Source organism: uncultured Cetobacterium sp. (assembly GCF_947039425.1).
Taxonomy (GTDB): domain Bacteria; phylum Fusobacteriota; class Fusobacteriia; order Fusobacteriales; family Fusobacteriaceae; genus Cetobacterium_A.
In genome coordinates this window covers 1-13,972 of sequence record NZ_CAMQYW010000023.1, presented here as the reverse complement: position 1 = coordinate 13,972, position 13,972 = coordinate 1, and the positions used below count along the sequence as shown (strand labels likewise).

The 13,972-nt window shown below is 30.5% G+C and carries 13 protein-coding genes; 11 read left to right on the top strand and 2 right to left on the bottom strand.

Annotated elements, in window-relative coordinates:
- Positions 1-116: 116 nt before the first annotated feature.
- Entirely contained in the window at positions 117-1,910 is a 1,794-nt protein-coding gene (hflX, locus tag Q0V09_RS02955; protein WP_297406435.1) for a GTPase HflX, read from the bottom strand.
- 171 nt (positions 1,911-2,081) lie between these two features.
- Here hflX and Q0V09_RS02950 point away from each other — a divergent pair, with 171 nt between their 5' ends.
- The 11 genes from Q0V09_RS02950 (at position 2,082) to Q0V09_RS02900 (ending at position 13,225) form a co-directional block, all read left to right on the top strand.
- Positions 2,082-3,278 (top strand): dicarboxylate/amino acid:cation symporter, encoded by a 1,197-nt coding sequence (locus tag Q0V09_RS02950; RefSeq protein ID WP_297406434.1) that lies wholly within the window; start codon positions 2,082-2,084, stop codon positions 3,276-3,278.
- Positions 3,279-3,509: 231 nt separating this feature from the next.
- Entirely contained in the window at positions 3,510-5,141 is a 1,632-nt protein-coding gene (locus Q0V09_RS02945) for a Na/Pi cotransporter family protein (RefSeq protein WP_297406432.1), read from the top strand.
- A gap of 52 nt (positions 5,142-5,193) precedes the next feature.
- Positions 5,194-5,331, top strand: a complete 138-nt coding sequence (locus Q0V09_RS02940) for a hypothetical protein (RefSeq protein WP_297487096.1) — start codon at positions 5,194-5,196, stop codon at positions 5,329-5,331.
- Positions 5,285-6,295 carry an aminotransferase class V-fold PLP-dependent enzyme gene (locus tag Q0V09_RS02935; RefSeq protein WP_297487094.1) on the top strand — a complete coding sequence of 337 codons (1,011 nt, stop codon included), beginning with the start codon at positions 5,285-5,287 and terminating at the stop codon, positions 6,293-6,295. The genes Q0V09_RS02940 and Q0V09_RS02935 overlap by 47 nt, the downstream gene beginning before the upstream one ends.
- 238 nt (positions 6,296-6,533) lie before the next feature.
- Entirely contained in the window at positions 6,534-7,598 is a 1,065-nt protein-coding gene (gene pyrB / locus Q0V09_RS02930; protein WP_297487089.1) for an aspartate carbamoyltransferase, read from the top strand.
- Positions 7,599-7,627: 29 nt separating this feature from the next.
- A complete protein-coding gene (locus Q0V09_RS02925; protein WP_297487087.1) occupies positions 7,628-8,431 on the top strand; it encodes a dihydroorotate dehydrogenase electron transfer subunit in 804 nt (267 codons plus the stop codon).
- 11 nt (positions 8,432-8,442) lie between these two features.
- Positions 8,443-9,363, top strand: a complete 921-nt coding sequence (locus Q0V09_RS02920; RefSeq protein WP_297487085.1) for a dihydroorotate dehydrogenase — start codon at positions 8,443-8,445, stop codon at positions 9,361-9,363.
- A gap of 15 nt (positions 9,364-9,378) precedes the next feature.
- Positions 9,379-10,104, top strand: coding sequence for an orotidine-5'-phosphate decarboxylase (gene pyrF / locus Q0V09_RS02915; RefSeq protein WP_297405801.1), 726 nt, complete (start codon positions 9,379-9,381; stop codon positions 10,102-10,104).
- Positions 10,098-11,294 carry a dihydroorotase family protein gene (locus Q0V09_RS02910; protein ID WP_297405799.1) on the top strand — a complete coding sequence of 399 codons (1,197 nt, stop codon included), beginning with the start codon at positions 10,098-10,100 and terminating at the stop codon, positions 11,292-11,294. Before pyrF ends, Q0V09_RS02910 begins: the two co-directional genes overlap by 7 nt.
- Complete coding sequence (gene pyrE, locus Q0V09_RS02905) at positions 11,294-11,917, top strand: orotate phosphoribosyltransferase (protein WP_297405797.1); 624 nt, start codon at positions 11,294-11,296, stop codon at positions 11,915-11,917. Before Q0V09_RS02910 ends, pyrE begins: the two co-directional genes overlap by 1 nt.
- A gap of 117 nt (positions 11,918-12,034) precedes the next feature.
- Positions 12,035-13,225: a pyridoxal phosphate-dependent aminotransferase gene (locus Q0V09_RS02900; protein WP_297405795.1), complete on the top strand. Its 1,191-nt coding sequence runs from the start codon at positions 12,035-12,037 to the stop codon at positions 13,223-13,225.
- 36 nt (positions 13,226-13,261) lie between these two features.
- Here Q0V09_RS02900 and Q0V09_RS02895 read toward each other — a convergent pair.
- Positions 13,262-13,972, bottom strand: a 711-nt coding sequence (locus tag Q0V09_RS02895; protein WP_297487083.1) for an iron-containing alcohol dehydrogenase, incomplete at its 5' end; no start/stop codon positions are given.

Here is a 13,972-nt window from a genome sequence, read left to right as displayed (position 1 = left end):
TTAGAGCTAATAATTAACGATTTTGTGGGACATTTTCATTTTTAGTTGACACAAACTTTTTTAAAAAAACAAAAAAAAGTAAAAGAAATTAATCTTTTACTTTTAAAATATTCTTATTAAAGCTCATTAACAATAAATTTAGCACATTTATTATAAACTTCATCACTAACTGTAGCAATAATTTTTGTACCATCATGTTCATAACTTTCTTCTTCTATAATTGAACTTCTATGTAAATAAGCATTTATAGATGTTTCAGAGTAAGGGACTAAAAGTTCAACTCTTTTCATAGTTCTTGGAAGATTTTCCATAACTTTTTCAATTAATATATCAATATTAATATCATTTTTAGCACTAATTTCAACTTTTTCAACATTTGGATAAAGTTCTTTTAAACGATTTATTTGTTCCTCAGTTGCAATATCACATTTATTAAGAGCTAAAATAGTTGGTTTATCACCAGCTCCAAGTTCACCAAGAACACCTTCAACAGATTTAATTTGCTCAATAACAGTATCACTAGAAGTATCCACAAGGTGAACTAAAAGATCAGAAAAAACAACTTCTTCAAGAGTTGATTTAAAAGCTTCAACTAATTCATGAGGAAGTTTTCTAACAAACCCAACAGTATCAGTTAAAGCAGCAATTCTTTTGTCAGGTAAAACTATAGTTCTAGTTGTAGCATCTAAAGTTGCAAATAACATATTTTCAGCAAAAACAGCTTCTTTTTTTACGGTGTTATCGCTTGGGAACATATCAACTAATAAGTTTCTTAAAGTAGATTTTCCAACGTTAGTATAACCAACTAAAGAAACTCTAGGTATACCAGATGTTTCTCTTTTTGTTCTTTGTAGAGCTCTTATTTTTTTAATTTTTTCAAGTTCTTGTCTTAAAGCAAATATATCATCTTTAATTCTTCTTCTATCTATTTCAAGTTTTTTCTCTCCTGGTCCTTTTGTACCAATACCTCCACCAGTTCTAGACATGACACTTCCAAGACCAATAAGTCTATGACTTCTGTATTTTAATTGAGCAAGTTCAACTTGGATTTTAGCTTCTCTAGTTCTAGCTCTTCTAGCAAATATCTCTAAGATTAAGATAGTTCTGTCAATAACTTTACATCCAGTAACAGCTTCTAAATTTTTAATTTGAACACCACTTAATTCTTCGTCAAAAATAATAAGATTAGCATTTTTAATCTGTCTTAAAATTGCAAGTTCTCTAACTTTTCCACTTCCAATATAGAAGATATTATCAATTTTTTTTATTTTTTGGAATATTCTTCCTGAAACAGAAACGTCACAAGCTCTAGCTAACTCTTCAAGTTCATCTAGAATTTCTTCTGAATCTACTCCAACAATAATTGCATGTTCACTTTCATCTTCTACTACATCATTTTTTCTAAGTTCAGTTTCAATTTCTTGAACTTTATTTAAGTACTCAACTGCAATTGTTTTTTCAAGAGAAAGATTTTCTAATTCTTCAAAAGTTAATTCTTGATTTTCAACTTTGCAGTAACCAATATTAATTCCTGTAATTTCATTTTCTCCAACACCGATAGCTAAAATAGCATCAAGTTTTAATTTAAGTAGAGCAGAAATATCGATCATAGAAAGTTTTGAATATCCATTTGGGTGAGTATGAATAACTTTAATTCCACTTAATTTTTTCTTTGAGAGATCAATAATAGGAAGTTCAACACTATTACTATCACCAATTGCAACTTCAATAATTCTACCTTTTCTGTCAATAGACACACTAATTTCACGGTTGATAATTCTTGTAATATCTGAGATAAGTGCAACAATCTCAGGAGTAACAAGCTTTCCTTTTTCAACAGTCATAGTGTGAATAGTATCAAGTTCAGCAAGAATAGAGTCTCTGATTCCTTCAACATTACCTTTTATCATAGTTCCACATCCTTTAGTTAAATATTTAATTAAATTCTACTACATATATGAAAAAAATACAAATTTTAAAACACATTAAAAAAAAGGATTTGCATTTGTGTAATAATTGTAGTAAAACATATGTAAGTGATCAGTTAGCAAACATAGCTAACAAAAACAGGAGGGATTTTTATGAAAAAGATAGGTCTTTTACCAAAGCTGATTTTAGCAATCATTATAGGTATAGGAATAGGGAAGTTAGGAATGGAGGTTCCAGTTAGAGCTTTAGCTACATTTAATGGGATATTTGGAAACTTTTTAAAATTCTCAATTCCATTAATTATAATTGGATTTGTAGCACCTGGAATAGGAGATTTAGGAATAGGGGCTGGAAAGCTGTTAGGAATTACAACAGGAATAGCTTATTTATCTACAGTGGCAGCAGGAACATTTACATATTTTGTAAATACTCATGTTTTTAAACTAATACTAAAAACAGGATCAATGGTTGCAGATGCCACAAATCCAGAACATTCATTATTACCAGGATATTTAACAATAAGCATGCCGCCAATTATGGATGTAATGACAGCATTATTAATGGCATTTTTATTAGGAACAGGAATAGCAGTAGCAAAAGGAACAGCTATTAAAGATGTTATGGGGGAGTTCCAAGGAATAGTAGAAGGATTAATTAGAAATATTATCATACCTTTCTTACCTTTACATATTGCAGGAATATTTGCTAATATGACTTATGCAGGTCAAGTTGCAACAATTTTAGCAGTATTTTCAAAAGTGTTTGCAGTAATTATTTGTTTACATTTCACAGTTTTAGCAATACTATATATAATAGCAGGTATAATGTCTGGTGCAAATCCAGTAAAGTTAGCCAAAACAATGATTCCAGCTTATTTTACAGCAATAGGAACACAGTCATCAGCAGCAGCTATACCAGTTACTTTAAATCAAACTAAAGAGAATGGAGTTAATACAGGAATAGCAGAATTTGTTGTGCCTTTATGTTCAACAATTCATTTATCAGGAAGTACAATAACTTTAGTAAGTTGTTCAATGGCAATAATGATGTTAAATGGAATGTCAGTAACTTTTGGAACTATGTTTGGATTTATAATGATGTTAGGAGTAACTATGGTTGCAGCTCCAGGAGTTCCTGGAGGAGCAGTAATGGCAGCACTTGGGATTATAGAGACAATGCTAGGATTCCCTCCAACATTAACATCTTTAATGATTGCACTTTACTTAGCACAAGATAGTTTTGGAACTGCTTGTAATGTAACAGGTGATGGGGCAATAGCTATTATGGTAAATAGAGTTGCTGGATTTAAACTTGAAAAAAATGCAAAAGAAATATTTGATAACATTTAAATAGAGTTATAAAAAAATATTAGCTGAATTCAAAATAATGAATTCAGCTTTTTATTTTATAAGCATAAATTAATACTATATATTAAGGTAGGAAAAGGACAATGTAAAGATTGTGTAAAAACTATGTTAAAAATAGGTTTTTTATTTTACATTTATTAGAATACATGATAGAATCGTAAATGATCTGAAATAGTATATAAAAAAATTAAAATATTAAATTTGGGAGGAAAAATGTACTTAGATATCTTTTTTAAAGTTCTAGGTGGACTTGGACTATTCCTTTATGGAATGGAAAATATGTCTAAAGGAATGCAAAAAATGGCGGGGGAGAGATTGAAAAAAATCCTGGCATTATTAACAACAAATCGTTTTATGGCTATTGGAATGGGAGTAGTTGTAACAGCTTTAGTACAGTCATCATCAGTAAGTACTGTAATGACAATAGGATTTGTTAATGCATCTTTATTAACGTTAAAACAAGCCTTAGGAGTAATTCTAGGGGCAAACATAGGAACAACAGTAACTGGTTGGATACTTGTACTTCAAATTGGTAAGTATGGACTTCCAATGGCAGGAGCCGCAGCAATTTCTACAATGTTCTTTACAAGTGAAAAAGCAAGAACAAGAGCAATGACTGTAATGGGACTTGGATTAATATTCTTTGGTTTAGAGTTAATGAGTAATGGATTAAAACCGCTGAGATCAATGCCTGAGTTTGTATCATTATTCCATGCATTTTCAGCTAGTTCATACTCTGGTGTTTTAAAAGCAGCAGCAGTTGGAGCTATGATGACAGCAATAGTTCAATCGTCATCAGCAACATTAGGAATAACAATAACTTTAGCACTTCAAGGGTTAATAGACTATCCAACAGCAGTAGCTTTAGTTTTAGGGGAAAATGTAGGAACTACAATAACAGCATTATTAGCTGCATTAAATGGTACTGCAAATGCTAAAAGAGCAGCATATGCGCATACAATAGTTAATATCATTGGAGTTATTTGGGCTACATCAATATTTAGATATTACTTACACTTCTTAGAAGGATTTGTAGACCCAGTACATAATATAACAGCTGCAATAGCAACAGCTCATACAATGTTTAATGTGGTTAATGTATGTATATTTATACCGTTTATTGGATATTTAGCTAACTTCTTATGTAAGGTAGTTAAGCCAGATTCACCAATAGTAAAAGAGAGAGTAACTCATCTTGATATATTAATGGCAGATACTCCATCTGTTGTAGTTGAGCAAACTAAAAGTGAAATATTAGCAATGGGTTCTCAAATTAAAGATATATTTATGAGGCTTGATAATGTATTTTCAGGAAGAGAAAATATTGATAATCAAGTTCCTAAAATAGAAGCTTTAGAAGATAGACTTGATCTTTATCAAAAAGAGATATCAGATGTAAACTTCCATATTTTAAACGGAACTTTAGATAACTCAAATACTGAGGAAACAAGAGAGAATATTCAAACTTGCGATGAGTATGAAACTGTAAGTGACTATTTACTTAGAATTGCAAAGACTTTAAAGAAGATGCAAGATAATGGAATAGAGTTAAATGAGTATAAAAAATCAACATTGAATAAATTACATGCAACAGTTGAGGATCTATTTGAAGATATAAATAGAGCATATGAATTAAGAGATAAAGATTCTTTTGTTGCTGCAATAAAAAAATGTAATAATATAAAAGAAGAATACAAAAAAGCAAGAGCCGACCATTTAGAGCATGTTTCTGAAAATGTAATGCCAGCAATGTTAAGCACTGGTTATATGGATATTTTAAATAATTATAGAAGAATAAAAGATCATTTATATAATATAGTTGAAGTTTTTGCTAAAATAAACTAAGATAGAAGAGAGGAGAAATCCTCTCTTTATTAATTTTTGGAAGGAGAGTTTAATGAAAAATTATTATTTTGACAATTCTGCAACAAGTTCACCTAAACCAGACTCTGTTTATGATGTAGTTGATTATTCAATAAGAGAGTTAAATGGAAATCCTGGAAGAGATTTTCAAAGTAAGAGAGATAATTGCTGATTTTTTCAATGTAGAAGATAGCTTGAATATTGCTTTTACTGCAAATGCAACAGAAAGTTTAAATTTTGCAATAAAAGGAACTATTAAAGAAAATTCACATGTAATAACAACGAATTTTGAGCATAACTCAGTATTAAGACCACTTTTTTCTTTGAGAGATGAAAAAAATGTAGAACTAACATTTGTAAACACTTGGGAAGAGATTGAGAAAGAGATAAAAGAAAATACAAAGGCTATTGTTGTAAATCATATTTCTAATGTAAATGGGACTATACAAAATATAAAAGAGATTGGGAAAATTTGTAAAAAGAAAAACATATTATTTATAGTTGATGCTTCTCAAAGTGGTGGATATACAAAGATAGATATGCAAGAAAATAGTATTGATATACTTTGTATAACAGGTCATAAATCTCTATTTGGAATACAAGGAATAGGAGCTATATGTTTAAATACATCGAATACAATATATAAAATAAAACCTCTTTTAGAAGGTGGAACAGGAAGTTTTTCAAAATATGAGAGACAGCCTCTTGAAATGCCGGAACTTTTAGAATCGGGGACTTTAAATACTCCTGGAATAATAAGTTTAGGAGCGGGAATTGAGTATATAAAATCACAAGGGATAGAGAATATAGAGAAACATGAAAATTTGTTAATTGAAAAATTTATAATTGAAATTGAAAAATTAGAAAGAGTAAAGGTATATAAAAGTATCACAAAAAAACAGGGTCCAGTAGTTAGTTTAAATATAGAAAATGTGGATAGCGGAGAGTTAGCTTCTATTTTAGATGAGGAGTTTGGAATAATGGTAAGACCAGGATTTCATTGTGCACCAAGAGCTCATAAAACTATAGGAACATATGAAACTGGAACAGTAAGATTCTCATTTGGATATTTTAATTCAGAAGATGACATTGATTACATTGTAGAATCTTTAAAAAAAATATTAGATGAAATATAATAAAAAGATTGATAAAAAGAAAAAGTTGTGATATACTCATTGAAGTGTAAAAAATTCAAGGAGGGAAAAATAGTGAAAAAAAATGTATTTGCTTTATTTAGAGATTTTATAAAAACTAAAAAAAAGACATTGTTTTCATTGTTTTTATCTTTTAATTTTAATATTGATATATGGAATAGAAGTTACATTTATTTGTAATTTCTATTCCATTTTTTTTTATAAATTTTAAGGAGGAAAAATGAGAGATTTTATTTCAATGAAAGATTTTACAAAAAATGATATTTTAGAAGTGTTGAAAGTTGCTAGTGAGTTAGAGGGAAAAAATAGTACGGAACTTTTAAAAAACAGTATTGTAGGAAGCTTATTTTTCGAACCTTCAACAAGAACAAGATTGTCATTTACATCAGCAGTATATAGACTAGGAGGACAAGTTTTAGGATTTGATTCACCAGATGCTACATCTTTAAAAAAAGGGGAGAGCTTAAGAGATACAATAAAAATGACAGAAGCTTACTCAGATGTAATAGTAATGAGACATCCAAAGGATGGAGCAGCAAGATTTGCAGCAGATGTATCAAAAGTTCCAGTGATAAATGCAGGAGATGGAGCAAATGAACATCCAAGTCAAACTCTTCTTGATCTATATACAATACAAAAAGAGTTTGGATCAATAGAAAATAAAAAAGTGGCTTTTGTGGGAGATTTAAAGTATGGAAGAACAGTTCACTCATTAACAAAGGCACTAGAGATGTTTAATTGTGAGTTCTATTTTGTAGCACCAGAGTCAATACAGATTCCAGAGTATATAACAAGAGAGCTAGATTCAAAAGGAATAAAATATACATTAGTAGATGATTATAAAGATATACTAAAAGAAATAGATGTAATGTATATGACAAGAATACAAAAAGAAAGATTTGATAGTATAGAGGAATATGAAAAGGTAGCAGGGATATACATAATAAATAAAGAGAGCATCTTAGGGAGATGCAAAGAAAATATGATAATACTTCATCCGTTACCTAGAGTTGATGAAATAGAGATTGATTTAGATGAGACAAAATATGCAAGATACTTTGAGCAGGCAGCAAATGGAGTACCAACAAGAGAAGCAATATTTGCAATAGCTTTAGATAAGGTAGATGTAGTAAAAGAGAGTATGGAAGAAAAGGATATTAAAAAGTCAGAAACAGTTGTTTGTTTAAATGAAAAGTGTATTACAAAGGTTGAAAAAACAGAAAATAAATATGTGGTTAATAAAAATCATAAATACTGTTACTACTGTAATAAAGATGTAAAATAAAAAAATTAGATATATATTTGGGAGGAAAAATGTTTTTAGAGGATTGTAAAGTACTAGAAAATTATCAAGTTGGAGACAACTATTACTTAATGAAGATTGAGTCGAAAAAAGCTTCTCAAGAGTCAAAAGCTGGACAGTTTTTTATGTTAAAAGTAAAAAATGAAATGAGAATTTTAAGAAGACCAATAAGTTTACACTATGTAGATAAGGATAAAAATATATTAGAGTTTTATTATGAAGTAAAGGGTTCTGGGACAAAGGAGTTTAGAGATTTAAAAGAAAATGATACTTTAAATATTCAAGGACCTTTAGGAACAGGATTTACAACAGATGTAAGAGAAAAAACTTGTGTAGTAATTGGTGGAGGAATGGGAATAGCTCCAACAAAACTTTTAATAGATAATTTAAAGAAAGAAAATAAAGTAATATTTATAGCAGGTGGAAGAGATAAGGGTGCTGTGGAGATACTTAAAAATATAGATCTTGAAAATGTAGAGGTACATATAACAACAGATGATGGATCTGTTGGAGAAAAGGGAAATGTAGTATCAGCTTTAGAAAAGGTATTGGAAAATAAAAAAGTTGATATGGTACAAACTTGTGGACCACATAAGATGATGGAAGCGGTAGCAGAAACTGCAGGGAAGAAAGATGTTTTCTGTGAAATATCTTTAGAGGAAAGAATGGCATGTGGAATAAAAGCTTGTGTAGGGTGCTCAATAAAAACTTTAGATGGAATGAAAAAAGTTTGCCATGATGGACCAGTATTTGATTCGAAAATAATAGTAGATGTAGATCCAGCAGAAAAAGTTGGATGTAGTTGCAGCAAATAAGGGGGATTACAATGAATAGATTAAAAACTAACTTTTTAGGAATGGAATTTAAAAATCCAATGGTAACATCATCAGGGTGTTTTGGATTTGGACTTGAATATAAAGATTACTTTGATCCAAATGTACTTGGAGGAATAGTAGTTAAAGGAATAACTATGGAGCCAAGAGATGGAAATTATGGAACTAGAATAGCAGAAACTCCAGGGGGAATGCTAAACTGTGTAGGACTTGAAAATCCAGGAATAGATTATTTTGAAAATGTAATTGTAAAGAATATTAAAGCTTCAGGAATAGAGTCACCAATTATAGTAAATATAAATGGAAAGGTTATTGAAGAGTATGTTGAAATAGCTAAAAGAGTGGAAAATATTCCTGAAGTAGATATGATAGAGTTAAACATATCTTGTCCAAATGTAAAAGATGGAGGAATGGCTTTTGGTGCAAAACCAGAGGTAGCAGGTGCAGTAACAAAGGCAGTTAGAGCAGTTACTACAAAACCATTAATAGTAAAGTTATCTCCAAATGTAACAGATATAGTTCATATAGCTAAAGTAGTAGAGGAAAATGGAGCAGATGCAGTTTCATTAATAAATACTCTTCTTGGAATGGCAATAGATATAAAAAGAAGAAAGCCTGTTCTAGGAAATACTTTTGGAGGGTTTTCAGGACCAGCAGTAAAACCAGTTGCACTGAGAATGGTTTATCAAGTTTCTCAAAATGTAAAAATACCTGTAGTTGGAATGGGTGGAATATCATCAACTGAAGATGCAATAGAGTTTATGATGGCTGGAGCAACTATGGTATCACTAGGAACTGGGCTTTTTACAAATCCAGTATTACCAGTTGAAATAAGAGATGGAATGATAAAGTTCTGTGAAGAAAATAATCTAGAGAATATACAAGAAATAGTAGGAGCAGCATATAAAAAATAACTTGGAGGGGGAAAAATGAACGTAAAAGATAGATTAATAATAGCATTAGATTACTCAAATATGGAGGATGCAAAAAATATTGTTGAAACTTTAGGAGATACAGTATCTTTTTATAAGGTAGGACTTGAGTTATTTTTAAACTCGAAAGGAGAGATGGTAGATTACTTAACTGAAAAAGGAAAGAAAGTATTCTTAGATCTTAAGTTTCACGATATACCAAATACAACAACAATGGCATCACTATTTGCAGCTAAGAGAAATGTATTTATGTTTAATATACATGCAACAGGTGGAAAACAGATGATGGAATCAGTTGCTAAAAAGGTAAAAGAAGTAAATCCAGAGATGTTAGCAATAGCAGTTACAATTTTAACTAGTTTTTCAGAAGAAGGGGTTCAAGAAACTTTTAAAAGTACATTAAATATTAAAGAGTTAGCACTGAATTTAGCAAGATTAACTAAAGAAGCTGGAATGGATGGAGTAGTTTGTTCTCCATGGGAAGCTAAGGCAATAAAAGAATCTTGTGGAGAGATGTTTAAAACCGTATGTCCTGGAGTTAGACCAAGATGGTCAGCAGCTAATGACCAAGAGAGAATAATGACTCCAAAGGATGCAATTTTAAATGGATGTGACTACTTAGTTGTAGGAAGACCAATTACTAAAAATGAGAATCCAGTAGAAGCTGCAAAATTAGTTTTAAAAGAGATTGAAGAGGGAATGAAAGAAGGGGCAGTATGTTAATAAAAAATTGTACAATTCTAGAAAATGGAGTTGAAACAGTAAAAGATATTTTAGTATCTAAAGGGAAGATACAAAAGATATATAGATGTAGTGAAATAGAGGAATTAGATATTGATGAAATTTATGATGCTGAAGGATTACTTGTTCTTCCAGGAGTAATAGATGTACATACACATATGAGAGACCCAGGGCTTTCTCATAAAGAGGATTTTGAAACAGGAAGTAAGGCTTGTGCAAAAGGTGGAGTAACTACTTTTATAGATATGCCAAATACAGTACCAAATACAATAACAGAAGAGATTTTGAAGGCTAAAGAGGAGAATTCAAAAGATAGAAGTTATGTGGACTATGGATTTCACTTTGGGGGAAGTAGATCTGATAATAGTTTAGAGATAAAAAAGGTAAATGATAGAGTGGCATCAACAAAGATATTTTTAAATATGTCAACAGGGGATATGTTAGTAGAGGAAGAGAAAACTTTAGAAAATCTATTTAGAGAATCTAAAATAGTATCTGTTCATGCAGAAGAGGAAATGGTAGAAAGAGCAATAGGGTTAGCTAGAAAGTTTAAAAAGCCACTATATCTATGTCATCTATCTAAAGCATCAGAAGTTGAGTTATTAAGAGCAGCTAAAAAAGAGGGATTGTGTGTCTATGGAGAAGTAGCACCACATCATTTATTCTTAAATGAAACTCAAGTAAATAACTTACTTATGATGAAACCAGAGTTAAAAAGTGTAGAGGATAATAAGGCTCTTTGGGAAGGATTAAAAGATGGAACAATAGATACAATAGGAACAGACCATGCTCCACATACATTAGAGGAAAAAAATGAGAAAATAACATTTGGAATTCCTGGAGTAGAAAACTCTTTAGAACTTATGTTAAAAGAAGTTAATGGAAAAATAAGTTTAGAGATATTGCAAAGAGTTATGTGTGAAAATCCAGCTAAAATATTTGGAATAAAGAGAAAAGGAAAAATAGAAGTGGGATATGAGGCAGACTTTGTAATGATAGACTTAAAAAGGAAAGAAGAGATAAAAAATGAAGACGTAGTTTCAAAGTGTGGATGGACTCCATATAATGGAATGACAACAGGTGGAAAAGTAGTTTCAACTTTTGTAAGAGGAAACTTAGTATATAATGGAATTGAATTTATGAATAAAAAAGGAAGAGGAGTGAGTTATTAATGTCTAGAGCAAAAAATATAGCAAAATCATTATTAGGAACAGAGGCAGTTAGATTAAATGTAAAAGAACCATTTACTTTTGTATCAGGAATAAAAAGTCCAATATATTGTGATAATAGAAAGATGATAGGTTTTCCAAAAGAGAGACAAGTTGTAGTAGATGCTTTTATAGAGGTTTTAAAAGATAAAGAGTTTGATATAGTAGCAGGAACAGCAACAGCAGGAATTCCTTGGGCTGCATTTATAGCACAAGAGATGAATGTTCCAATGGCTTATATTAGAGGGGAAAAGAAAGCTCATGGTGCAGGAAGACAAATAGAGGGTGCTGAGTTTTCTGGAAAGAAAGTTATAATTATAGAGGATTTAATATCAACAGGTGGAAGCTCAATTAAAGCAGTGGCAGCAGCAAGAGAAGCTGGAGCAACAGAGGTTGAAGTATTAGCTATATTCTCTTATGAGTTTGAAAAAGCTTATAAGAATTTTGGAGTAGACAATATAAACTGGACAACACTTTCAACTTTTGCATCTTTAATAGAGGTTGCTAAAGAAGAGAACTACTTAGAGGGAAATGATGCTGAAATAGCTTTAAAGTGGAATACTACTCCAGATACTTGGGGAAGATAAAAAAATTAAAGAGCAGAGATGCTCTTTTTTTATTACAAAGATACTAGAAAATAAAATTGACAAAATATGGATATTTATATACTATATACTGAAATAAAAATATAAGGAGGGGGATATATGAATTTGTCAAGAAGAGCAGTAGATATGAATTTTTCACCAATAAGAAAGTTGATTCCTCTGGCCGATGCAGCAGAAGCAAGAGGATTGAAAGTATATAAGTTAAATATAGGACAACCAAATGTAGTAACGCCAGACTCTTTTTTTGAAGGGCTACATAACTATAAAGAGAAAATAGTAAAGTATTCACATTCACAAGGAATACCTCAATTATTAGATAGTTTTGCTGAAAGTTATCAAAAGATGGGAATTGATATTGTAAAAGAGGATCTATTAATAACACAAGGTGGAAGTGAAGCTATAATGTTTGTGCTTATGGCTATATGTGATGAGGGAGATAACATATTAATTCCAGAGCCATTTTATTCAAATTATACAAGTTTTTGTAAATTTGCAGGAGCAGAAGTTATTCCAATAGAGACAACAATAGAAACAAGTTTTCACTTACCATCACAAGAGGAGATTGAATCAAAAATAACTCCTAAAACAAGAGCTATAATGCTTTCAAATCCAGTGAACCCAACAGGAACAGTTTACACAAGAGATGAAATAGAGATGATAGCTGAAATAGCTAAAAAATATAACATTTTTATAATAGCAGATGAGGTATATAGACAATTTGTTTATGATAATATTCCATATACATCTTTTATGCAACTGGAAGATGTTAGAGATAGGGTTATATTAGTTGATAGTATTTCAAAACACTATAGTGCTTGCGGTGCTAGAATAGGATTAATAGCAAGTAAAAATAAAGAGCTTATGAGTTCAATTTTAAAATTTTGCCAAGCAAGACTTTGCGTTTCTACAATAGAGCAACATGCAGCAGCTAATTTAATTAATACTATGGATAACTATTTAGAAGATGTAAGAATAAAATATCAAAATAGAAGAGATCTACTATTTTCATATTTAAATAGAATACCAGGAGTGGTGTCATATAAACCCCATGGAGCATTCTATGCTTTTGCTAAACTTCCTATAGATGATGCTGAGGTATTTGCAAAGTGGTTACTTACAGATTACTCATATGAAAATCAAACTCTTTTATTAGCTCCAGGACCAGGGTTTTACGAAACAAGTGGAAAAGGGAAAAATGAAGTTAGATTTTCTTTTTGTACAAGTGTTGATGATATAGAAAACTCTATGATTATTTTAAGAAGAGCTTTGGAAGAGTATAACAAAAAATAAAGAAATGCAGGTCACAATATTTGACCTGCATTTTTATTATAGTGCTTTTATTAAAATCTCTCTACAAATATCTAAAGTTAAATCTTTAGTTTCTGATAATGCAGTTCTATTATTCTTAGCTAAAGAAGCAATTATAGAGTCGATATTTTTTTCATTAAGGCCATAAGCAGAAAGTTTAGTACTAACTCCAAGAGATTCGAAGAAATCAGAAGTTGTTTTTATAGCTAAATCTATTTTTTCATCATCTGTTCCATCTGTAATGTTCCATACACGAGCAGCATATTGTAAAAGTTTAGCTTTTTTCTTTTCTTTTCTAACTTTCCAAATAGCTGGTTGTAAAATAGCTAATGTTTTAGCATGATCTATTCCAAATAAAGCTGTAATTTCATGACCAATCATATGAGTAGTCCAGTCTTGAGGAACACCAGAACCAATAAGACCATTTAAAGCCATAGTTGAGCACCAAACAAGGTTAGTAGCTCTAGCATCATAATCTTCAGGATTATTAAGAGTAGTATCACTAACTTCAATTAAAGTTTGTAAAATACCTTCAGCAGTTCTATCTTGAAAACCAGCATTTACTGGATATGTAACATATTGTTCAACAGTATGAATGAATGTATCAATGATACCATTAGCCACCTGTGTTTTAGGTAAAGTAAATGTCAGTGTTGGGTCTAAAATAGAAAATTTAGGGAATGTATGTATACTAAAAATAGGTACCTTTGTTTCATTATGACTAATAAC